Annotated in this window: 17 protein-coding genes; 7 read left to right on the forward strand and 10 right to left on the reverse strand. The window is 61.2% G+C overall.

All coding sequences use genetic code 11. The features are described from left to right. The first annotated feature begins 90 nt into the window (after nt 1-90). The 3 genes from KCG87_RS15925 to KCG87_RS15935 are packed head-to-tail and all read left to right on the forward strand — an operon-like array spanning nt 91 to nt 3,656. Entirely contained in the window at nt 91-750 is a 660-nt protein-coding gene (locus tag KCG87_RS15925) for a paraquat-inducible protein A (RefSeq protein ID WP_027612261.1), read from the forward strand. Then, complete coding sequence (locus KCG87_RS15930; RefSeq protein WP_027612260.1) at nt 737-1,360, forward strand: paraquat-inducible protein A; 624 nt, start codon at nt 737-739, stop codon at nt 1,358-1,360. Before KCG87_RS15925 ends, KCG87_RS15930 begins: the two co-directional genes overlap by 14 nt. After that, nucleotides 1,353-3,656, forward strand: coding sequence for an MlaD family protein (locus tag KCG87_RS15935; RefSeq protein ID WP_202371198.1), 2,304 nt, complete (start codon nt 1,353-1,355; stop codon nt 3,654-3,656). The genes KCG87_RS15930 and KCG87_RS15935 overlap by 8 nt, the downstream gene beginning before the upstream one ends. A 214-nt stretch (nt 3,657-3,870) precedes the next feature. Here KCG87_RS15935 and mksF read toward each other — a convergent pair whose 3' ends face one another. From mksF to mksB, 3 genes are read right to left on the reverse strand one after another with little or no spacing between them, the layout of a single operon-like run. Beyond that, complete coding sequence (mksF, locus tag KCG87_RS15940; protein ID WP_003228206.1) at nt 3,871-6,711, reverse strand: Mks condensin complex protein MksF; 2,841 nt, start codon at nt 6,709-6,711, stop codon at nt 3,871-3,873. Continuing rightward, the gene (gene mksE, locus KCG87_RS15945) at nt 6,708-7,409 is read right to left on the reverse strand and encodes an Mks condensin complex protein MksE (protein WP_016773189.1); all 702 of its coding nucleotides are present in this window, start codon (nt 7,407-7,409) and stop codon (nt 6,708-6,710) included. Before mksE ends, mksF begins: the two co-directional genes overlap by 4 nt. Continuing rightward, nucleotides 7,399-8,679 (reverse strand): Mks condensin complex protein MksB, encoded by a 1,281-nt coding sequence (gene mksB / locus KCG87_RS15950; protein WP_167734176.1) that lies wholly within the window; start codon nt 8,677-8,679, stop codon nt 7,399-7,401. Before mksB ends, mksE begins: the two co-directional genes overlap by 11 nt. Before the next feature lie 233 nt (nt 8,680-8,912). Between mksB and KCG87_RS15955 the strand changes: the two genes are divergently transcribed. Beyond that, nucleotides 8,913-9,656, forward strand: a complete 744-nt coding sequence (locus KCG87_RS15955) for an energy transducer TonB (protein ID WP_210558571.1) — start codon at nt 8,913-8,915, stop codon at nt 9,654-9,656. Next, nucleotides 9,649-10,101, forward strand: a complete 453-nt coding sequence (gene rimI / locus KCG87_RS15960) for a ribosomal protein S18-alanine N-acetyltransferase (RefSeq protein ID WP_064589192.1) — start codon at nt 9,649-9,651, stop codon at nt 10,099-10,101. The genes KCG87_RS15955 and rimI overlap by 8 nt, the downstream gene beginning before the upstream one ends. Before the next feature lie 112 nt (nt 10,102-10,213). Here the strand turns inward: rimI and KCG87_RS15965 are convergent, their stop codons facing one another. After that, nucleotides 10,214-10,618, reverse strand: coding sequence for a serine kinase/phosphatase (locus KCG87_RS15965; protein ID WP_210558570.1), 405 nt, complete (start codon nt 10,616-10,618; stop codon nt 10,214-10,216). Between the two features lie 140 nt (nt 10,619-10,758). On the opposite strand from KCG87_RS15965, the gene can reads away from it, so the two are divergent. Further along, nucleotides 10,759-11,403: a carbonate dehydratase gene (gene can, locus KCG87_RS15970; RefSeq protein WP_210558569.1), complete on the forward strand. Its 645-nt coding sequence runs from the start codon at nt 10,759-10,761 to the stop codon at nt 11,401-11,403. A 6-nt stretch (nt 11,404-11,409) separates the two neighbouring features. On the opposite strand, the gene KCG87_RS15975 is transcribed toward can, so the two are convergent. The 6 genes from KCG87_RS15975 to KCG87_RS16000 form a co-directional block, all read right to left on the reverse strand. Then, entirely contained in the window at nt 11,410-11,925 is a 516-nt protein-coding gene (locus KCG87_RS15975) for an SET domain-containing protein-lysine N-methyltransferase (RefSeq protein ID WP_027612253.1), read from the reverse strand. 177 nt (nt 11,926-12,102) lie between these two features. Then, nucleotides 12,103-13,284, reverse strand: coding sequence for a hypothetical protein (locus KCG87_RS15980; RefSeq protein ID WP_135296564.1), 1,182 nt, complete (start codon nt 13,282-13,284; stop codon nt 12,103-12,105). Between the two features lie 117 nt (nt 13,285-13,401). Next, on the reverse strand, nt 13,402-15,096 hold the full coding sequence (gene acpA / locus KCG87_RS15985) for an acid phosphatase (RefSeq protein WP_210558568.1): 1,695 nt from the start codon (nt 15,094-15,096) through the stop codon (nt 13,402-13,404). Nucleotides 15,097-15,269: 173 nt separating this feature from the next. Continuing rightward, the gene (locus KCG87_RS15990) at nt 15,270-17,003 is read right to left on the reverse strand and encodes a J domain-containing protein (protein WP_210558567.1); all 1,734 of its coding nucleotides are present in this window, start codon (nt 17,001-17,003) and stop codon (nt 15,270-15,272) included. Nucleotides 17,004-17,015: 12 nt separating this feature from the next. Continuing rightward, on the reverse strand, nt 17,016-18,713 hold the full coding sequence (locus KCG87_RS15995; protein WP_003228190.1) for a molecular chaperone HscC: 1,698 nt from the start codon (nt 18,711-18,713) through the stop codon (nt 17,016-17,018). A 199-nt stretch (nt 18,714-18,912) separates the two neighbouring features. After that, nucleotides 18,913-20,331 (reverse strand): TIGR00366 family protein, encoded by a 1,419-nt coding sequence (locus KCG87_RS16000; RefSeq protein WP_210558566.1) that lies wholly within the window; start codon nt 20,329-20,331, stop codon nt 18,913-18,915. Nucleotides 20,332-20,642: 311 nt separating this feature from the next. On the opposite strand from KCG87_RS16000, the gene KCG87_RS16005 reads away from it, so the two are divergent. Then, on the forward strand, nt 20,643-21,956 hold the full coding sequence (locus tag KCG87_RS16005) for an MFS transporter (protein ID WP_210558565.1): 1,314 nt from the start codon (nt 20,643-20,645) through the stop codon (nt 21,954-21,956). The last annotated feature ends 3 nt before the right edge of the window (nt 21,957-21,959 follow it).

Raw genomic sequence — 21,959 nt, forward strand, 5'->3', positions numbered from 1 at the left:
ATTTTTACTTAGGCAGCGAACAATTTTGCACAGTTATTTTCGAATCAGAACACTAGAATAACCCCCATCTTCTTCGGAGCCAGAGCCTTTATGTCAGATCCGGTTGACGCCCAAGGGCTGTCAGATTTACCGCTGGAAGACTTGGTGGCCTGTCATGAGTGCGACCTGCTGATGCGCAAGCCCAAGCTTGCCCATGGCGAGAAAGCACTCTGCCCGCGCTGCGGTTACGAGTTGTACGCCCATCGCCATAATGTGGTGCAGCGCAGCCTTGCCTTGGTGATCGCAGCATTATTGCTGTACATCCCGGCAAACTTTTTACCCATCATGCAACTCAATATCCTCGGACAATCTTCGCAGGATACGGTCTGGAGCGGCGTGCTCGGCTTGTTCAATACGGACATGCAGGGCGTTTCGATCGTTGTATTCCTGTGCAGTATGGCTATTCCGTTGCTGAAGTTGCTGTGCCAGTTATTCGTTTTGCTGACGATTCGATTCAACGTCGGACGCAGTTACGGCTTATTGCTCTACCGCATTTATCACCACCTCAAAGACTGGGGAATGCTCGAGGTCTACCTCATGGGCGTCCTCGTGGCGATCGTCAAACTGGCGGACATGGCGGCCATCACCGTCGGCCTCGGTCTGGCGTGTTTCATCGGTTTGTTGTTGGTTCAGGTCTGGCTGGAAGTGGTGATGTCACCGCATCAGATCTGGCAGGCGTTATCAGGAGAGGATGCCCATGCGGGCGATTGATGCGGGCATTCTGATCTGTACCGAATGCCATGAATTGAACAAACGGGATGCGGACACCGACGAGCAGACCTGCACCCGCTGCGGTGCGCTGGTTCACGCTCGTCGTCCGAACAGTCTGGCCCGAACCTGGGCCCTGCTGATCACGGCTGCGATTATCTACATCCCGGCCAATGTGTTGCCGATCATGACGGTCAGTTCGCTGGGGCAGGGCGACCCGAGCACCATCATGTCCGGCGTGATCCAGTTGGTGCAGCACGGCATGATCCCGATTGCCGCCGTGGTGTTCATCGCCAGTATTCTGGTGCCGACCTTCAAACTGGTGGGCATCGCACTGCTGCTGTTTTCGGTGCAGCGACGTCAGCCGTTGTCCGCGCGGCAGCGGATTTGGATGTACCGCTTCATCGAGTTCATCGGTCGTTGGTCGATGCTCGACATCTTTGTGATCGCCATTCTGGTGGCGGTCGTCAACTTCGGCCGGCTTGCCAGTGTCGAAGCCAACCTTGGCGCCATCGCCTTCGCCAGTGTGGTGATTCTGACGATGCTTGCCGCAGTAACTTTCGATCCCCGACTGATTTGGGATAACACGGAGTCGGACGACGACCATGACTGATTTGCCTGTAGCGAAAACCCGACCGGCCTCGAACTGGTCTGCCATTTGGGTACTGCCTCTGATTGCCCTGATCATCGGCGGCTGGCTCGGCTGGCGTGCCTATAACGAAACCGGCATCGAGATTCAGGTGCGTTTCGAAAGCGGTGAAGGCATCCAGGCCAACAAGACCGAAGTGGTCTACAAGGGCATGCCGGTGGGTAAGGTGAAGACGCTCAAACTTGATGACGAGGGCAACTCCAAAGGCGTGATTGCCACCGTCGAGATGAACAAGGACGTCGAGCAGTACCTCAAGACCAGCACGCGTTTCTGGCTGGTGAAACCGAGCGTGACCCTGGCCGGCATCACCGGTCTGGAAACCCTGGTTTCAGGTAACTACGTGGCCATCAGTCCCGGTGAAGGCGAGCCGACCCGCAAGTTCAAGGCGCTGGCCGAAGAGCCGCCGCTATCGGACTCCAAGCCCGGCCTGCACCTGACGATCAAGGCCGATCGCCTCGGTTCGCTGAACCGCGGCAGTCCGGTGTTCTACAAGCAGATCAAGGTCGGCCAGATCAAAAGCTACGTGCTGTCTGAAGACCAGAGCACCGTTGAGCTCAAAGTGTTCATCGAGCCGACCTACGCCAAACTGGTGCGCAAACACACACGTTTTTGGAATGCCAGCGGCATCAGCATCGACGCCAACCTGTCCGGGGTGAAGGTACGCAGCGAATCCCTGGCGAGCATCGTCGCCGGCGGTATTGCCTTCGCCACTCCGGAGAATCGCAAGGACAGTCCGCCCACCGATCCAAGCCTGCCGTTCCGTCTGTATGAAGACTTCGACGCCGCCGCTGCCGGCATCCGGGTCAAGGTCAAACTCAGTGACTTCGAAGGCCTGCAGGCCGGTCGTACGCCGGTGATGTACAAGGGCATTCAGGTCGGCAACATGAAGGCGCTGAAAATCGATCCGGATCTGAACAGTGCCACCGCCGAGCTGACGCTGGATCCTCTGGCGGAGGACTATCTGGTCGAAGGCACGCAGTTCTGGGTGGTCAAACCGTCGATTTCCCTGGCCGGTATCACCGGGCTCGAAGCGTTGGTCAAAGGTAACTACATCGCCGTGCGTCCGGGCGACAAAGGTGCCGCGCCGAAACGCGAATTCGAGGCGCGGCCAAAAGCGCCGCCGCTGGATTTGCGTTCGCCGGGTCTGCACCTGGTGCTGTTTACCGATGTTCTCGGTTCGATCGAAGTCGGCAGTCCGATTCTGTACAAGCAGGTCAAGGTCGGTTCGGTACAGAGCTATCAGTTCTCCAAGACCAAAAAGCAAATCGTCATCGGCGTGCATATCGAGAAGGAGTACGAAAACCTGGTCAACGCGTCGACACGCTTCTGGAATGTCAGCGGCATCACCCTCACCGGTGGTCTGACAGGTGGTATTCAAGTGAAGAGCGAGTCGTTGCAGACATTGATGGCCGGCGGTATCGCTTTCGAAACGCCGCAAGCCAAGGCGCCACTGCAGAAGCGTATTCCGCGCTTCCGTCTGTTCGCCAATCATGACGAGGCCAACCAGAAAGGCACGCTGGTGACGATCAAGGTCGACCGCGCCGACGGTTTGCGCCCGGGCACACCGATTCGTTTCAAAGGGCTGGATGTCGGCAAGATTGAAGACGTCGATCTGACCGACGATCTGCAAGCCGTGATGATTACCGCGCGGATCACCGAAGTGCCGGAGCGCATTGCGCGGGTCGGCAGTCAGTTCTGGGTGGTCAAGCCGGAGTTGGGGTTGATCAAGACCCAGAACCTGGAAACCCTGGTCACCGGGCAGTATGTGGAAGTGCAGCCGGCGGCGAAAAATCTCGGCCCGCAGAAGAACTTCGTTGCGCTGGCCAGTCCGCCGGAAGTGAGCAAGCAGGAGGCTGGCTTGAGTCTGGTGTTGAGTGCCGCGCGTCGTGGCTCGCTGAAACCGGGCGTACCCGTGACCTACCGCGAAATCACCGTGGGCAAGGTCACCGGTTACGAACTGGGCCAGACGGCTGACCGGGTGTTGGTGCACATTTTGATCGAGCCAAAATACGCGCCGTTGGTGCGCAGCGGCAGCCGATTCTGGAACACCAGCGGTGTCGGTTTCGACATCGGCTTGTTCAATGGTTTGACGGTGCGCACGGAGTCGCTGGAGACAGCGATTCAGGGAGGCATCGCCTTCGCCACGCCGGACGGTGAGCGCATGGGCAACCCGGCACGACCTGAGCAGACGTTCCCGTTGTTCGACAAGTTCGAGGATGAGTGGCTGACTTGGGCGCCGAAGATTTCGCTCGGTAAATAACCCGTCATTGATGTGGCGTCTGGAAGGACGCCTTCGCGGGCAAGCCCGCTCCCACAGGGTTTGTGTCGTATACAGAATGTGTATTCAACGCAAAAACCTGTGGGAGCTGGCTTGCCAGCGATGAGGTCCTCCTGATCAGCACAAACCCAAAGCCATAAAAAAGGGCCGCGATCCCAACAGATCGCGGCCCTTTTTGGTTTTCAGCTAAAGTCGATCAAACCTCATCCAGCTCCGGCTCATCGGCTTGCACATTGACGGTGGCCTTCACCACATCATGCCGGCGGATGTACTTCCAGTCCGCCTCGTCGATGTAGATCCCCGCCGGGCCGCTGCCGCCCTCCAGGTCGATGGCGACACTGGCGCAGACTTGCGGCTTCACACTCGCCAGAATCGGCACGAAGCCCAATTGCAGGCTGGTTTCCAGCAGCGCTGCCTGGTTCTTCTCGTCGATGTCCGCCGCCTCGTCGAGGTAGTACGGCAGGCGCACGCGACCGGCCAGATCGCGGTCCATCAAGTGCAGCAACAAGTACATGTTGGTCAGCGCCTTGATGGTCATGGTGGTGCCGTTGGACGCCGCGCCGTCGATGTCGGTGTGAATCACCGGCTGACCGTTGACCTTGGTGATCTCGAACGCCAGTTCGAACAAGTCCTTGAGACCGAGCTGGTTGTGGTTCGCCGCCACCAGCCGCGCCAGGTACTCCTTGGCCTCTTCGTTCTTGTTGTCCTGTTCCGCGCTTTGGCTCAGATCGAACACCGACAGGGTTTCGCCTTCTTCGTACTGACCGGCGCTGTGGATGATCTGATCGATGTGCTTGAGCGCTTCCTTGTTCGGCGCCAGGACGATGCGGAAGCTCTGCAGGTTGGACACCTGACGCTTGTTGATCTCGCGGTTGAACAGCGCCAGTTGATGCTCGAGGCTGTCGTAGTCGCTGCGGATGTTGCGCAGGGTCCGGGCGATGTCGGTGACCGCCGCACGCCGGGCCTTGCCCAGCGTCAGGGCTTCGTCGGTACGGTGCGCGTAAGCGTTGATCAGCAGCGACAGACGGCGCTCCATGTCGTCTTCGCTGTCGAACTTGGCCACGCCTTTGAGGCGCACCTGCGCGTACAGCGCTTCGATCTGCCCGTCAGCGCGCAGCAAGCCTTGCCAGCTGTCCTGATAGTCGTTGAGCAGCGGCAGCAGGTTGTCCATCGAATCGTCGACCGGATCCATAAACGGCGTGCCGAACGGCAGATCCGCCGGCAGCAACTGACGGCGGCGCAGGGCGTCGTCGAGAGTGCGCTGCTTGGCTTCCATGTCGGCGATCTGCCGACCGACCAGTTGCAGCTTGGCTGACAGTTGCTGGACGCGCTCGGTGAACGCATCGCTGGAGCGCTTGAGTTCGTCCTGCGCCGCTTCCATCTGCGCCAGTTGCTCGAGCTTGTCGCCTTCTTCGGCGCTCAGGGTCTGGGTGCGACGGAAATCTTCCAGGGCTTTCTGCGCATCCAGCACTTGCTGGTACAGCGCTTCGGTCTGGGTCTTGCTCGCGGCGCGGTCGGCGGCCACGGCTTGCTGGGTCTTGAGTTGCTTGAGCTCTTTTTCCAGACGTTCTTTCTGGTCACGCAGCGCGGCGCGGTCGGCCAGCGCTTGCAGAGCCGGCGGCTCGATGTGCGAGATGTCGATCGACAGGCCCGGCACTTCGAAGCGCTCGCCCTTGAAGCCATCGAGGATCAGCTCGACCGATTTGACCCACTCGCCATCCTCGTCGAGGGTGATGCCATGTTCGCCCAGCGGCAGGCTGAACAGCGCGCTGTTGAACAGACGCATCAGGCGCTCGACGTCCTGCTGCGAGAACTCTTCGCGCAGGCGGGCGTAGCTGTTGTTGTCGGCGTGATCGAGTTGCTGCTTCACCGACTTCAGGCGTTTTTCCAGATCGCGCAGACGTTCTTCCAGATCCTCGGCGCTGAACTGCCGCGACTGTGCCAGCGCACCAGCCAGTTCGTCGTGCGCGTCCTTGGCCGCGAGCAGTTGTTGCTCCAGCACTTTGACGTCATCGACCAGCGCAAAGCGATTCTTCAGCACCGACAGTTCACCCAGCCAGCGCTGGATGCCGGAGATTTCCCGTTCCAGACGCATCAGCTCCTGCGTGCCACCGCGCTGATCGTTTTGCAGATCATCCTGTTCGCGACGGTAGTGTTCGGCCTGGATCGTCAGCTCTTCCTTGCGCGCCGTGGCGTAGTCCGACCAGGTGCCGAGCAACGAGTCGAGCAACGGCGACAGGCGATGCAGTTTGCCACGCAGCACATCGCGCTGTTTCACGCCGTTGGCCAGAGCTTCGACCAATGGGCCGGCAGCGACCAGCGAGTTGTAGTCCTGCTCCATCCGGCGCACATCGCGGAAGGCTTCTTCGCACGCGGCGATGTAGTCGACGCTGCCGGAACGCAGGCTGTGCTCGAAGGCATCGAGGAACAACTGCTTGAGCTTGGCCGCAGTGATTTCGCGCATGTGCAGCAGGTTGATGAACAGCGCGCGGAAGGTCTTCAGGCTCTGCTCGCTGGTGGAGCGCAGCGGAATCAGGGTCAGGTCCAGCGGGATCGACGTGTGACCGCCCACCAGCAAACGACGCAGTTCGTCCGGCTTGAGTTCGTAGGCTTTCAGGCCTTCTTTCTCAAGGTTGCTGAACAGTTCTTTTTGACGCAGGCAAGTGTCGTTCTTCTGGTAATGCGCCAGATCGAGCTTGCCGGCGTAGGCGAAGAACTGGTGACCGAAACCACCACCCGGGCCGCGACCGACCACGCCGATCACGTGCGGGCCGTGGGGCAGATTGACTTCGACGAGGATGTAACTGGTGTCGGAGGCGAAGTAGAAACGCCGCGATTGTTCCAGGCTGTACTTGCCGAAACTCATGTCCGACATGCGCGCCAGAATCGGGAACTGCAAGGCGTTGATCGAGGCGGATTTGCCGAGGTTGTTCGCGCCGTAGACCGACAACGGTTCTTCCAGCGGGAACAGGCCGAGGCTGTAACCGGCGGTGTTCAAAAGGGCAAAGCGGCGGATGCCGTAGCGTTCCTGGCTCATGCGTCGGACTCCTGTTCTTCGGCAATGGCCCGGGCCAGTGCGTCTTCTTCGCTCTCTTCCTCAAATTCGCTGAGATCAAGCGGATCGTCGGTCTCGAGGAATTTGGCTTCGGCCTCTTCGTCGATCAGCACCGGTGCCGGCAGCGGCAGCACGCTGTGTACGCTGGCCGCCAGATCGCGGTCCTGCTGCACCGACAGGCAGACATCGAGGAAACGGTGCATCGGCGGCAGGAAACGGTACACGCCGTTTTCTTCGCCGGCGAAACCGAGCTGGGTCATGCGACGCATGATTTTTTCTTCGAGTTCTTCGACGGTCTGCACTTCGGCCTGGATGAACAGGTCGCGGTATTTATCCAGCAACGACGGCAGTTCTTCACGGCCGAGGCTGCCGCCGTCGAGCACGGCGATCGGATCGCGGCCCTGATCGGCCAGATGCTCGACGAGAATGAAGGTGAACAGCGCCAGGCGCTGAGCGGTCTTGTTCACCGCCGCAGCGGCCATGTCCGGCACGAAGTAGTAGAAACCACGGGTGTCGCAGACCAGCTCGAACCCCAGCGCCTTGAACAGCGTGCGGTATTGATCCTGGAAGTTCGACAGTTGCGCGTACAACTCCGGGTCGCGGCGGCTGACGTGATAGCCCTTGAACAGCTCGCGGAAGATCGGCGCCAGTTGGGACAGTTCGGATAGATCAAGATGCATTGGGGATGCTCGCAGAATCCTCGGCGGCGGAGTCGCGGGCCGAGAGCAGGGCGAAGGAGCGCAGGCTGACCTGGTGCTCGTGAGTGTGGTATTCGCGGCGTTCCAGACGCTCGCGGGTGAAGCGTTTTTCCCGCGACAGACGCGAGAACCAGTAGAGCAATTCGTCGGTGGCGCCGTCCGGTTCCTGCTCCAGCAACCAGGTCATCAGATCCGGCATCGGCAGGGACTCTTCGCAACGCTCGACCATCTCGCGCACGGTGCGCGGTGCACGCGGGGCATCGCCGGATTTCTGGGTCTTGTGCGCTTTGGGGAAACGCGCCGGTTTCGGCTCGAAACGCGCCAGGGCGTAGACGTAGGCTTCGACCTGACTGGCGCTGCCGAGGAAGGTGCTTTGCGGCCGGGTGAACAGCGGCATCGCCGCTTGCGGCACGGCGTCGATGCCTTTGCGGCGAATCGCCGCCAGCGCCAGCGCGGCGCCACGGGTCACGGCGTTGTGCCGGCGCGCTTCTTCACGCAGCGGCAGCAGCAGTTCGCGGGCGTGGCGCAGGGTCAACTGGGCGCTGGTCTGCATTTCGAGGATGCGCGCGTGGGTGCGCAGCAGCATGTCGTCATCGACCAGATGGCCGAGGCGCTGCTGTTCGCTGAGCATCTTCAGCAGCACGGTTTCGACCTTGCGCACGCCTTGTTCGAAGGCGCCGTCGGCGTTCACCAGGTCGATCATCGGCTCGACGTATTCGTCCCAGGTCGCCAGGACTTCGGCGTATCGCTGACGCAGCGGAATCTGCCGGTCGCTGGTCTTGGCCCGTTCGGCCACGGCGACCAGTGCCTGCTCGTCGTTGTCGAGTTTCTTCAGCACGTCGCGCACGCGCATGTCGAGCAAACGCAGCTGACGGGCGAGGTCGTTGCCGTCGCGCACATCGAACGCGTCCTGAATGTAGCCGGCCAGACGTTCGAGGTGACGCAAGTAGGCTTCGATTTCCAGGCACAGGCCCAGACGGTGCTCACGGCGCAGGTAGGCGAGGAAGTCGTGGATCTGCGCGTTGAGCTCGAAACGGTTCGGGCTTTTCGCCACGGGGACCAGAATGTCCAGGCGAATCCACACGTCGAGCAGGCTGGTGATGTCCTGCGGCGTGCTGTCCAGTTGTTGGGCGGCCAGTTGCGTGCGCAGTTCGTTGAGGCTCAGGGTGCCCTGGTCGAAGTGCTCGCACAGTGGCTCCAGAAGTGCCCAGTGTTCAGCGAGGGCGCGCAAGACGCGCTTGGGTTCGATCATCGGAATGGCCGGCTGGTTGGCGATTAAAAGCCGCGATTGTACTGCATCACGAGGGATGCGATTCACTCTCGGGACGGGCTGTCGCATTTTCTCAGGGAGCGAGCCCTGGTAAAGGCTATCGATCAACAGCAAGCGATCTTGAACGAAGGGCTGTAGAATCAGCCCACTTCAGTTATCCACAAGTGGCCGACCCTTTGCTTATCGAGTCCCGCCGCCGCGCCTATTTGAACGCCATGCAGGTGGTCAACTGGCTGCCGCGCACCGAATTGCCTTTCGCCGCCCCGTCGCGGCCCGAGCTGCTGGACATGCCCGAGCCTGAGCCAGAGGTCGTGGTGATGCCGGTTGTACAGGCCGAAGCTCCGGCGCAGCCCGCCCGTCCGGTCGAACGGCCGAAGATCGAAGTGCCACGCCCGTCGCTCGCCAGTACCCGCAATGGCGCCAAACCGGTGGAAGAGGTCGAGGAGGCGCCAGTTGTCGCCAGACCCGCGCCCGTGCCGCCACCGCGTTTTGCCCTGCAGTTGCTGCGCGCCGGGGCTTGCCTGCTGCTGGTCGAGTTACCCACAGGCGAAGCGTTCCAGAGCCGCGATCCGGCCTATCTGCTGCTTAAAGACATGTTGCGCGCCGCCGGTCTGCCGGATGCGCCACAAATCGTCGGCGAGCCGGTGCGCTGGCCGTGGCTGAACCGCGGCACCATGGATCAGGGCCCGGAAGCGGCGCGCGACTTTGTTCAGGGTTTCCTCTCGGTACAGATGGAAGCGGCACCCTGCGCCTGCCTGTGGCTGATCGGCCTGCCGGCGGTGCGCTTTGCCGGTGAAGCGGACGCCGAAGCGTTCAATAGTGAATTGCAGATCGAAGGCCTGGGCCTGGCATGGGCCATCCCCGGTCTGGAATTGTTAATCGAAGAGCCACAGCGCAAAGCCGCTGTGTGGCAAGCCATGCGTCGGCTGATGGCGCGCTGGAAACCATCGAATGAGTGAAGCTGTATCGTTCCGCCCGATGACCGAGGCGGACCTGGACGCGGTATTGAAGATCGAATACGCGGCGTACAGCCATCCCTGGACGCGCGGGATTTTTCTCGACGGGCTGGGCAAATACCAGATCTGGCTGATGTTCGAAGGCCAGCAGCAGGTCGGCCATGGCGTGGTGCAGATCATTCTCGACGAGGCGCATCTGCTGAATATCACGGTCAAACCGGAGAATCAGGGACGGGGGCTGGGGCTGACGCTGCTCGAGCATCTGATGTCGCGGGCGTATGCGGCCTCGGCGCGGGAGTGTTTCCTGGAAGTGCGCGACAGCAATACTGCAGCCTTCCGGCTATACGAGCGGTATGGTTTCAATGAGATTGGCCGGCGTCGCGATTATTATCCGGCGGTGGGCGGGCGCGAAGACGCCGTAGTGATGGCCTGCACCCTGGTCGACTGATCTTGTTTAAAAGCTTCGCGAGCAAGCCCGCTCCCACATTGGTTTTGAGCCGAGTCTCAATTCTCTGTGGGAGCGGGCTTGCTCGCGAAGGCGTCCTTACAGGCAATACAGATCAGCGATTGCCATCCAGCGGATCACGCCGCGCCAGCTCCGCCTCATCCAGACCATTGCCGCCGCCGATGTCATCCTCATCGACAATGCTCAGATCCCAATCGGCCTGATTGCCCTCGCCAGCCTCTTCGGCATCGCGTGCGCCATCCTCGTGAATCAGTGTTTCCGGGCTCAAGTCATCGTCGGTCGGTTCGTGATCAGCCGTCGATGCACCGGTAAGCCCGGCCTCGCGCACCCGTTCAGCGGGCATCAGTTGCTCGCGTTCACGTTCCGGAATCTCGTCACCGATTTTCGCGCTGGGTTCGTCTTCATCGAAATCCAGCTCATGCACCGAGCCCATGCGGTCTTCGTTGTCATCGATGGATTCCGGTTGCACCGCATCGAACGGACGTCGTGAATCAGTCATGGCAAATCCTCATACTGTGGGCCTTACTGAGTGGACTCACCGTGCACCCGAGAATTCCAAAGAAAAACACCTGCGGTTCTTGCGTGACCCCGACGGGCGGTCGTCTGTCATACCAGCGCATCTTTCTTGAGGCCTTAACCATGCACGACTTACAAGACCTGATTGATAACAACGAGCGTTGGGCTGACGCGATCACCAAGGAAGACCCGGATTTCTTCTCCAAGCTGGCGCGCCAGCAGACCCCGGAATATCTCTGGATCGGCTGCTCCGACGCGCGGGTGCCGGCCAACGAGATCGTCGGCATGCTGCCGGGCGATCTGTTCGTACACCGCAACGTCGCCAACGTGGTGCTGCACACTGACCTCAATTGCCTGTCGGTGATCCAGTACGCGGTTGATGTACTCAAGGTCAAACACATCCTCGTGACCGGCCACTATGGCTGCGGCGGTGTGCGCGCCTCGATGCAGGATCGCCAGTTCGGTCTGATCGATGGCTGGCTGCGCTCGATCCGCGACCTGTATTACGAAAAACGTGAAGAACTGGCCAAGCTGCCGACCGAGGAAGAGCAGGTCGATCGGCTGTGCGAACTCAACGTCGTCCAGCAAGTGGCCAACGTTGCGCACACCAGCATCATCCAGAACGCCTGGCACCGCGGCCAGAGCCTGTCGATTCACGGCTGCATCTACGGCATCAAGGACGGTCGCTGGAAAAGCCTGAACACCACCATCAGCGGTTTCGAGCAACTGCCGCCGCAATATCGTCTGCGTCCGGTCGGGGCGTTGTAATCCCGATCAGTGTGGATGCCGCCAGTGCTGCAAAAAGTGCTGGCCCTCGATACTGGGTGGCTCATCGTAGCCGGTGATCCACCCACGACAGCGCGGCGAGCCACAGGTGCAGGCGAACTGTTGCAGCAAACGGTCTTCGGTGGCGGCGAAGTCGATGGTCAGGCGTTCACCCGGCTGAATGTCGCGAAGTGCCCACAGCCACAGCTCACTCATGTCCAGAAACACATTCGGATCGCAGGCGTGTTCGAGCAACCCGCAAAAGCGCGGATCGTAGAGATGGATGCCGGCCAGTAACTGACGCGTCTGTCGGCAGCGATAGGGCAACAGTTGTCCGGATACCCGACACATCCGGGTGATGCGCAAGAACGCCCGGCGCGCCACCACTGCCGCGTGACCGTGGTGGTCCTGCACGATTTCGAAATCCTCGGTGGATGGGAAACCCAGACGCACCGGCAATCCGGCAAACGGGTAGATGCCGGGTGCGTCGCGTGGGATGTTGTGTTGATGGGCCTGATTATTCATAACGGTCCCTGTCGGCAAATGCTGCGACTTCCCTGGTCTGACGTCCTGTCAGCGCTGCAACATGTTTGGATCCAATATTCCGGTGTATCCCTCAAACTGTCTACTGTCAGATCTGACAGGCGTGATTGGCTGCTCCCCGCGTCAGCATTGACTGACACGGGAAGCTTTTTCAGCGGATCAGAGGTGTGGTGCAGGAACGGCGGTGGCCGGCAATTCGCCCTGAAGCTGTTGCAACTGGGCCTTGATTGGCGTGGTCGAGCACTTGGCGGCGGCCTGTGCCGGGGTCAGGTTGCGGATCGAGGTGTAGAACAGTTCGCAGGTCTTGCCCTTTTGCGTCACTTGCCAGGTCTGCGTGCAGCTGTTGAGCAGGGCTTTCGCATCGGTGCCCGGTTTACTGCCCATCCCGGCTTGCCAGCAAGCGGCGCTCAAGTCCTGACCCATGACCTTCAAACCGGCGGCATCGGCCTTGGCCTCATCGCCGTCATAGCTGGCCGGGTCGGCGGCGTACCAGATGTAGCTCGGATGGTTCGATCCCAGCACCGGCACGTTCACCCCCGCGCTCGGGCTGATGGTCGCCAGACCCAATACGGCCACGGTCGGGCCGTATTGCTGCTTGATCCAGTTACGCACCGGCGCACCGAACGCGACCATCGGCAGGGTGGTGCCGGCGCTGGTCTGGCTGAACTGCTTGACCAGCGTGGTCTGATAATCCTTGAAGTAGTCGTAGACGCCCTCCAGATCACTACCGGCGTTGGACGGCGCGGCGATTGGCGCGATGTCGATGATGGTTTGATAGGCCGGCGTCTGCTCGGCCGGGATGCCGTTGACGGTCAGCAGCGTGGCCCAGCGGTCGGTGGTGTTCGAACGCAGGTAGTCCTGCGCCTGAGTCAGCGAATAGTCCGGCGGGAAGTGCAGCAGTTCGACGCTCTTGCGGTTTTCCAGGGCCATGCCCAGCGGCAGGAACAGATACCAGCTGTACGCCCATTTGCCATCGGCATTGAGCTTGCTGGCGCCGTTATAGGCCAGATCACCGGCATCGAGCAGCGCCGACAGCGGCTTGTCGTAACCTTTGGGCACGCCGCTGATCTCGGCGTAAATCTGCCCGTTATCGTTCTTCACCAACACCTTGGCATCGCTGTAACCATCGCGCTGCACGCTCTGGCTCAGGTAATGGGCGACGGTCTGCTCCAGGGACCAGTTGCGATAACAGATCACGCTGCAATTGTTGGGGTAGGCGAAGAGGCGGGTGACGCGCTCGGTGCTGCCCAGCTTCAGGTCGACATCGGCGTGGGCAGCCGCGCTCAGGGTGAGCGCGGCGAGGGTAAGAACTGCGGGGGTAAATCCTGCGAGTTTGAACATGCTCAGATCCTTTTCAGCGTGGGTTCCCCGGGTTCGGGGCGCTTCATATTGGATCAGCCGTGTTGCACAGAGAAGCGGTCATTCACGGATTTTTGCGTCAGCCCGCAGAACTCGGTTTCACGCCTGAAAATGCAGGGCGTTGGTCAGATCGCCCATCGGTTTCTGGCCACGGGCGATCATTGCCTCATCGCGCTGCTTGAGGCCGTCGAGGGTTTCCAGTTGGAACACTCGGGTGATCAGGCGCAGGATCGACGCCGTGTCGTAAACCGTGTGATCCACCGTGCCTTTGCGGGCGAATGGCGACACCACCAGCGCCGGAACCCGCGACCCCGGGCCCCAGCGATCGCCCTTGGGTGGCGCCACATGATCCCACCAGCCGCCGTTTTCATCGACCGTCACGACCACCACCATGTTTTTCCACTGCGGACTTTCGCGCAGCACCTTCAGGGCGCGCACGATGTGCCGGTCACCGGAGGCGACGTCGGCATAACCGGCGTGCATGTTCAGGTTACCCTGCGGTTTGTAGAAAGTTACCGCCGGCAGCTTGCCGGCCTCGGCATCGGCGAAGAACTTGTTGCTGCTCGACTCATCGCCCAGGCCGGCATCGCGCAGACGTTTGTTGCGCTCTTGCGGGTTCTCCGGGCCTTGCTGCTTGAAGTAGTTGAACGGCTGGTGGTGGTACTGGAAGTTGGGGATCTTCGGAATCCCGCCCGAGTCCTTGTACTGCTCCAGCGTCGCCTGCCAGGCGCCGGCATACCAGGCCCAGTCGACATTCTTCTTCGACAGTTTGTCGCCGATATGCTCGTGGGTCTGCGGCACCATCACATTGGGCAGATCCGGCTTGGAGTACGCCGGACGCTCCGGATCGCGAATCCACGTCGGCCAGTACGGCGGGGCGAGGGTGTTGACGCCGAAGCCGTCCGGGGTCAGCGCACTTGGGCCGAACTGCGGCGGGCCGGTCATGGCGCCGGCGGGTGACTGTTCCAATGGCTTGAGGCGCGGGTCAGTCGGATCATCGCTTTGCAGGGCGGCAATCTGTGACTTGGCCACCGAATTGGCTACGTCCGGATAGAACGGCGCGGTGGCGCTGATCAGGTATTGGTGATTGAGGAACGAGCCGCCGAAAGCGCCCTGGAAGAAGTTGTCGCACAGCACGAATTCCTGGGCCACATCCCACAGACGCAGGGAATAACGGCTCTGTGCGTAATGACCCATGGTCAGCCCACCGGAATCGGCCCAGGCGACGAAGCCGTCGTTCTTGCCACCATTGATCTGCATCTGGTTCTGATAAAACACGTGCCACAAATCACGGGTCACCAGACCGAACGGCAAGTCTTCGGCATTCGGGCCCTTGAGGGCGAAAGGCGCGTTGGGCAGGTTTTCCTGAAACTGCGTGGCGCTGGGGTAGGTCACGCCATCAAGCGTTTGCGGGCCGATCTGCAGCACGCCACCCCAGACTGGCGGCAGCGTCTGCAGCAGGCTGCCGTCGCGGTCACGTTGCTGGTAATCGGCAGGCTTGAGCGCCGACAGCGGCTTTTCGACACCGGGGAAATCACCGAACAGGTTGTTGAAGCTACGGTTCTCGGCGTAGATCACAACCACGGTTTTCACCTGCTCGCGCAAGGCCTTGTCCAGCTCGGTCGGGCTCAGCGGGCGCTCGACTGGTTTACCCGGTTGATCGCTGGCGTTGCCGCAGCCGGCCAGGGTCGCGCCCACGCCGAGGACGGCGACACCGCCGAGAAAGCGGCGGCGACTGGTGTCGGTGGGGTTGTCGGATTCAGGTGCGTCAGTGCCGTCTGTCTCGTCTTTCATCTGTCAGCCCGTTCTGCTTAATTGTTTCAGTTTGTTTCGGGCGGACGCTAGCAAGGCAATGTGACAGTTGGGTGACACTTTCAGGTGCAGCAAAACAAATGTGGGAGCGACCAGGTCGGCTCCCACAACGATTCACTCGATTACAACAGGCGCAACGCAAGCCCGCTGCTGTTCTAGCCGGGCATCAGCGAGTGCAAGGAATAGCCGAGCCTGCTGGCCGCCGTTATCGCGGTCATCACCACCAGAAACAGCAGTTGCAGCGGACTGAAGTGCGCCCAGTGCAGCGCGGTCAGCCAGGGGTGGTTATTGCTCAGCTGCGGGTCGAGCGAGCCGATTCGTCGTTTGTGCACCAGTCCGATCAGGATCACGCCCACGTAAGTGAGTGCGCCCAGTGGCCCGAGCAGCAGCGAAAACAGCAGCACCATGACCACCTGCGGTAGCCCGTGGCGTATTACCAGCCAGCGGGTGTCAGGGTTCCATCGGCGCGGAATCAGCCCTTCGGTGAGCCAAAGATCCGCAACGATCACGTGAGACGTCAGCACCACCCACCAACTCAGCGCAAAACGAAAAAACCACACCGGCACACACGCTAACCCCAGCGGAATGAAGGCCAGGGTTGCCGCATCTTTTTGTGGCGAAGCCAGATAGAACAGGAACAGCGCCAAGGCAATGGCCGTCCAGACCCGCACCCAGGTCTCGTCGGCGATGGGCCGTGGCAAAAACCGCCGCCAGTAAAAAACGTCGGCGTAGGGCAATCGCGCGAGCAGCTCCGGGAAGCGCCATTTGAGCTTTTCCGACAGATCGTGGCAGGCCTGCCATTCATTCTGACCAAAGCCGTCGATGATCTTCTTCTGCTGCATCGTTTTGAGCGGGTTGATCAACAGATGCGCTGCCTGCACGTCGGCCGCCCACGTACGATCGCTTTCAGCCTTGGCCCGCAGGTTGTCGTAGAAACTTTCCTGATTGCAGCGTTCGATCAATTTTTCCCAAAGCCAGTCTGGTTGCGGGTGCAGACCTTTGGTGTGATCCCAGCCGAACAATTGGCCGATACGGTCGAACAGCGGCACGCTCCACTCATGGTCGTTAAGCAGATGCAGCAGATTTTGTTGCCATTGCTCGCGGCGATCGAATACCTGGAGCCACGGCTGGCCGCTGTAGTGTTTGAGCAAGTTGAGGAATTCGCGCTCGCTTTGGCTTTCGAGCAGCGCCTGCAAGGCGTTTCGATAGTCGGACATCAGGCTCTCGGCGAGCATGTCGCGCTGGCGATCATTCATCAGCACTTCTTGCCAGGGGCCCAACCATCCCAACTGCTCGACGGCCCAGTGCAGTACCGGGCCGCGCAGTTGTGGATGCTCAAAACATAATTGCAGCAACAGCCTTTCGAATGCCTTGGCGCAGCCTTGTTGTTGCGCCTGCTCCCAGCGCTCGCCGAGGTTGTCTGGCGACAGATCTTCAAGCAATCGCCATGCGGCCTGCGCTTCAAGACTCTGCGCGTCGGCGCCCGCGTCCGCCGCCAGCGGCTCGACACGCAGGGCGTCGTCCTTCGATGGCGGCACAAACGGCTCCGGGGCTGCCGGACTGACGGGCGAAACCTCCAGAGAGGCGAAATCCCACGCCTGGTTTTGCGCCTGGCTGGAGCTGTTGGCCAGGGCATTATCGAGCGCCAGTGCAGCAAAGGCGCTGGACGCCGTGGCGACAGCGACGTCGGCGTCCTGCTCGTCTTCCTGTTCGGCGTTTTCCAGGCGCCATTGGGCAATCGCCAGCGCGCGTTCGTAGGCTTCGCGCAAGCGCTGGAAGCCTTCGGGATCTTCATCGGGCCTGAAGGTTTTCAGCAGGCGTGCATAGCTGCGCTTGATATCGCGGACGTCAGCGTCATCGGGCAAATGCAGGAAGGACCAGCAATCCATGTCAGCGCTCCCTTATTGCCACGGCGTGCGATCAAGTTCGCTCAGGTGCCTGCTCAGCTCGGTGCGCACTTCACGAATCTGGCGCTCGTCCTGCGAGTCGAGCGCGATCTGGAATTGCTTGGCCCAATGGCCAATCTGATCGCGCAGGTCGCCCAGGCTTTCCTGGTAGAGCCGTTCGAGACGGGCACTGAGCAGCGTGTTGACCTGTTGCTCGCGCGGGTGAATCTTGAGCTGAGCGAGGTTCTGCAAGCGTTGCTGAATCTCTTCAGGCGTGAGCACGCCGGGGTTGTTTTCGATGACCAGCGAATGTTGTTGCCCGGTCAGCGGAATATTCACCTGGGCCTCCAGCAGGCCGTTGTTGTCATAGGTGAAACGGACATCGAGGGACACTTCGCCGGCCTTGCGTTTCGGCACCTTGATCGCCAGTTCGCCAAGCGCAACGTTGTCTTTGACCAGACGGCTTTCGCCCTGGAAGATCCGCACGACCACCTGCTCCTGATTGTCCTGCAAGGTGTACACGGTCTTGACCCGGCTGACCGGGACGATGCTGTTGCGCTCGATGATGGGCAGGTAGTGACCGGCCTCATAATTGCGGCCAATCTGAGTCGAAGTTTCGATGCCTAGGGTGTAGGAGCAGACGTCGGTCAGCACCACTTCTTCAAGTGCGGCCGAGCGGGCCTTGAGTGCTGCCTGAATGGCTGCGCCTTGCGCCACCACCTGATCCGGATCGAGGGTGATCGACGGAAAGCGGCCGAACAACCCGGCGGCAAGTTTGCGCACCAGCGGCATCCGGGTAGTACCGCCGACCAGCAGAATCTCATCAAGGTCGCTGACCCGGATGCGTGCGTCGCGCAGAGCCCGTTCGATCGGCGCGCGCAGGCGCTCGAGCAGTGGCATGTAAAGCGTCGCCAATTCTTGCTGGGTGATGGTGTGGGTCCAGTGGCGGTCACCCAGTTGCAGCCGGAACTCGGCGCTGCTGTCCTGACCCAGGGCCTTGCGCACACGCTCAGCCTCGCGGCGCAGGGGCTGGATGACGCTGTTGCGGTCAGGAAAGTCGGCGACCGAGCGGTGCTGGTCGATAAAGTGTTCCAGCAGCACGCTGTCGAAGTCTTCACCACCGAGGAAGTTGTCGCCGGCGCTGGCGCGGACCTCCATGACCCCTTCGAACAACTCCAGAATCGACACGTCGAACGTGCCGCCCCCGAGGTCGAACACCAGGAACGAGGTTTCCTTGTCGCGTTGGTGCAGCCCATAAGCGAGGGCGGCGGCAGTCGGTTCGTTGATCAGCTTCTCGACTTTCAGCCCGGCCAGCTCGCCGGCGATCCGCGTGGCTTTGCGCTGGGCGTCGCTGAAGTAGGCCGGGACGCTGATCACCGCTTCAGTGACGGTTTCGCCATAAGCCCGTTCGACGTCTTCTTTCAGACTTTTCAGCACCAGCGCGGACAGCTCTTCCGGACGAAACGCCTTGTCGGCCAGATAGACTTCCGTGGCGCTGCCCATGTGACGCTTGAACAGCGACGCCGTCAGGCGCGGATGGGTGTGCAGACGCTCGCGCGCAGCCTGGCCGACCAGAATCCGGCCCTGATCATCCAGCCCCACCACGCTCGGTGTCAGGAACTGACCGAGGGCATTGGGCACCAATTCGGAGGATTCGCCACGCCAGACGGCGACGAGGCTGTTGGTGGTTCCCAGGTCAATCCCTACGATCATTGCAACAACTCCCTTGGCGCTTGGCAAAAAAATGAAACATATTTTCGGCGCGCAAGGATATTACCGAGGCGGTAATGCGGTAAAGGACGATGATGGCGCTGAGCCATTATTTGCGACAGAAAGCCATGTCGGCCTCAACACGGCGCTGTCAGGAAGGGAAAGGCGGGGCGTCGGCCGATTGACCGCGCCCCGCACTGACTCAAGGAATGGCCGGCGGCGTATACGCCAATGTCGTCCCCAGCACCCACAGCAAGAACAGCACCAGCGGCGTGTGCACCAGCAATTGCACGAACGAGAAGCCGATCAGGTCTCGCGCCTTCAGACCGAGCACGCCCAGCAGCGGCAGCATGTAGAACGGGTTGATCAGGTTCGGCAGCGCTTCGGCGGCGTTGTAGATCTGTACCGCCCAGCCGAGGTGGTACTGCAGATCGTTGGCGACTTGCATCACGTAGGGCGCTTCGATGATCCACTTGCCGCCGCCGGACGGGATGAAGAAGCCGAGAATCGCCGAGTACACGCCCATCAGCAACGCGTAGGTGTCGTGGGAGGCGATGCTGACGAAGAAGGTCGAGATGTGATGCGCCAGCGTCTGCGCATCGGCGCCTTTGACCGTGGTCAGCAGCGCGGCGATCGAGCCGTACAACGGGAACTGGATCAGCACGCCAGTGGTGGTCGGCACCGCCCGGGCCACCGCATCGAGGAAGCTGCGTGGCCGCCAGTGCAGCAGGGCGCCGAGCATGATGAACAGGAAGTTATAGGTGTTGAGCCCGGAAATCGCGGTGATCGCCGGTCTGCTCGAGAACTCGTGGAACAGCCAACCGGCCGCCAGCAACACCAGCAGAATGATCAGCAGCGGACTGTGCTCCAGCCATTCGCCGGGCCGGGTACGCGGTTGCAGCGGTGGCAGGTTGAACGCCGGGTCGATGCCACAATCCTTGGCGTCGCGCGCAGAGTTCGGGCCGGGCGCGGTGGCGTAGGCGACGATGATCGAAATCACGATCAGCGCCAGCAGCATGGCGCCGGATTGCCAGAGGAAGATGGTCTGCGTGAACGGAATCACCCCGGTGATCGACAGGATCGCCGGCGGCAGGCTGGCCGGGTTGGCCTGCAACTGCGCCGCCGATGAGGACAGGCCCAGCGCCCAGACCGCGCCCAGGCCCAGATACGCCGCCGCACCGGCCGCGCGGTAATCCATTTTCAGATCGGTGCGGCGGGCGAGGGCGCGCACCAGCAAACCGCCGAACACCAGCGACAGGCCCCAGTTCAGCAGCGAGGCGACCATCGAGATCAGCGCGACCCAGGCCACGGCAGAGCGGCCGTTTTTCGGGATGCGCGCCAGTTTGTCGATCAGTTTGACCGCTGGCGGCGAACTGGCGACGACGTAGCCGCCAATCACCACGAAGGCCATTTGCATGGTGAACGGGATCAGGCTCCAGAACCCGTCGCCGAAGGCCATCGCGGCATCGGTGGGTTTGGCGCCCATGGCCAAAGTGGCCAGCGCGACAATGATCACCGCCAGTGCGGCGAATACCCAGGAGTCGGGGAACCAGCGTTCGGCAAAGCTTGAACAGCGCAAGGCAAAGCGCGCAGAGCGGCTATCTTCGATATCAACGGCCACAGGGAGTACCTCGGATTTTTATGGTTATTGTGGGTCTGCAGCACGCTGAGTGCTTTGGGTGGGAGCGGGCTTGCTCGCGAATGCGGTGTGTCAGTCGACGCTGATTTGGCTGACACAGCGCATTCGCGAGCAAGTCCGCTCCCACAGGTTTTCACCAGGTGCGGCTGGAGACTGGTCTAAACAGTAAATCAAGCCTGGCTGTTTTGTGAGCTGGTTTTGCGAAACCGGGACTATGGTCTAACGGGTTGTCCCCAGGCAGATTTGCGTAGACCATGGGCGCCTTGGTTTTTTGCCTGCCAGAGTTCTTTGCCATGACTGCCCAATCCACAGCCCGACCGGCGCCGTTCAGCCGCTCCGACTACAAGACCCTCGGTCTTGCGGCCCTCGGCGGGGCGCTGGAGATCTACGATTTCATCATTTTCGTGTTCTTCGCCCTGACCCTCAGCCAGTTGTTCTTCCCGCCGGAAATGCCCGAGTGGCTGCGTCTGCTGCAAAGCTTCGGGATCTTTGTCACCGGTTATCTGGCGCGCCCGCTGGGCGGAATTCTGATGGCGCATTTCGCCGATCGTCTGGGCCGGAAAAAGGTTTTCAGTCTGAGCATCCTGATGATGGCGCTGCCGTGCTTGCTGATCGGGATCATGCCGACTTATGCCCAGATCGGTTATTTCGCACCGCTGCTGTTGCTGGCGCTGCGCATCCTGCAAGGCGCGGCGGTCGGCGGCGAAGTGCCGAGCGCCTGGGTGTTCGTCGCCGAGCACGCGCCTGCCGGGCATCGCGGTTATGCATTGGGCTTCCTGCAGGCCGGACTGACCTTCGGTTACCTGATCGGCGCGCTGACCGCCACGTTCCTCGCACAAGTGTTCACCCCGGCAGAAATCCTTGATTACGCCTGGCGGTATCCGTTCCTGCTCGGTGGTGTGTTCGGCGTGATCGGTGTCTACCTGCGCCGCTGGTTGAGCGAAACCCCGGTGTTCATGGCCATGGAAGCCCAGCGTGAAGCGCGGGTCGAACTGCCGCTGCGCACGGTGCTGCGCGAGCATCGTCTGGCGATGTTGCCGGCGATGCTGCTGACCTGTGTGCTGACGTCGGCGGTGGTGGTGTTCGTGGTCATCACCCCGACCATGATGCAGAAAACCTTCGGCATGAGCGCCAGTCACACCTTTGCCCTGAGCGCGTTGGGCATCGTCTTCCTCAACATCGGCTGTGTGATTGCCGGGCTGCTGGTCGATCGCATCGGTGCCTGGCGCACGGTCATGCTTTATAGCCTGCTGCTGCCATTGGGCGTTGGCGTGCTTTACAGCTGTTTGATCACGGGCGGCAACTGGGTGGGTCTGGCATACGCCATCGCCGGTCTGGCCTGTGGTGTGGTCGGCGCGGTGCCGTCGGTGATGGTCGGATTGTTTCCGGCGCGGATTCGCGTGTCGGGCATCTCCTTCACCTACAACATTGCCTACGCCGCGTGGGCGAGCATCACACCGCTGTTGCTGATCGGTCTGATGCCTTGGAGTCCGTGGATCTGCGTAATGTTCTGTGCGGTGATGGGGGCGGTTGGCATCGTCAGCGCGGCTTACTTCGGTGTGCGCATGCCCGGTGTCGGGCGCCGTTCGGTGGCGCCCTGTTCCTGAAGG

Source organism: Pseudomonas sp. MWU347 (assembly GCF_017947305.1).
GTDB lineage: Bacteria > Pseudomonadota > Gammaproteobacteria > Pseudomonadales > Pseudomonadaceae > Aquipseudomonas > Aquipseudomonas putida_A.

What these genes read in the sequence shown, in the direction of transcription:
- KCG87_RS15925 (WP_027612261.1), top strand. Translation starts at nt 91, where the DNA reads ATGTCAGATCCGGTTGACGCCCAAGGGCTGTCAGATTTACCGCTGGAA.
- KCG87_RS15930 (WP_027612260.1), top strand. Translation starts at nt 737, where the DNA reads ATGCGGGCGATTGATGCGGGCATTCTGATCTGTACCGAATGCCATGAA.
- KCG87_RS15935 (WP_202371198.1), top strand. Translation starts at nt 1,353, where the DNA reads ATGACTGATTTGCCTGTAGCGAAAACCCGACCGGCCTCGAACTGGTCT.
- mksF (WP_003228206.1), bottom strand. Translation starts at nt 6,711, where the DNA reads ATGAGCCAGGAACGCTACGGCATCCGCCGCTTTGCCCTTTTGAACACC.
- mksE (WP_016773189.1), bottom strand. Translation starts at nt 7,409, where the DNA reads ATGCATCTTGATCTATCCGAACTGTCCCAACTGGCGCCGATCTTCCGC.
- mksB (WP_167734176.1), bottom strand. Translation starts at nt 8,679, where the DNA reads ATGATCGAACCCAAGCGCGTCTTGCGCGCCCTCGCTGAACACTGGGCA.
- KCG87_RS15955 (WP_210558571.1), top strand. Translation starts at nt 8,913, where the DNA reads ATGCAGGTGGTCAACTGGCTGCCGCGCACCGAATTGCCTTTCGCCGCC.
- rimI (WP_064589192.1), top strand. Translation starts at nt 9,649, where the DNA reads ATGAGTGAAGCTGTATCGTTCCGCCCGATGACCGAGGCGGACCTGGAC.
- KCG87_RS15965 (WP_210558570.1), bottom strand. Translation starts at nt 10,618, where the DNA reads ATGACTGATTCACGACGTCCGTTCGATGCGGTGCAACCGGAATCCATC.
- can (WP_210558569.1), top strand. Translation starts at nt 10,759, where the DNA reads ATGCACGACTTACAAGACCTGATTGATAACAACGAGCGTTGGGCTGAC.
- KCG87_RS15975 (WP_027612253.1), bottom strand. Translation starts at nt 11,925, where the DNA reads ATGAATAATCAGGCCCATCAACACAACATCCCACGCGACGCACCCGGC.
- KCG87_RS15980 (WP_135296564.1), bottom strand. Translation starts at nt 13,284, where the DNA reads ATGTTCAAACTCGCAGGATTTACCCCCGCAGTTCTTACCCTCGCCGCG.
- acpA (WP_210558568.1), bottom strand. Translation starts at nt 15,096, where the DNA reads ATGAAAGACGAGACAGACGGCACTGACGCACCTGAATCCGACAACCCC.
- KCG87_RS15990 (WP_210558567.1), bottom strand. Translation starts at nt 17,003, where the DNA reads ATGGATTGCTGGTCCTTCCTGCATTTGCCCGATGACGCTGACGTCCGC.
- KCG87_RS15995 (WP_003228190.1), bottom strand. Translation starts at nt 18,713, where the DNA reads ATGATCGTAGGGATTGACCTGGGAACCACCAACAGCCTCGTCGCCGTC.
- KCG87_RS16005 (WP_210558565.1), top strand. Translation starts at nt 20,643, where the DNA reads ATGACTGCCCAATCCACAGCCCGACCGGCGCCGTTCAGCCGCTCCGAC.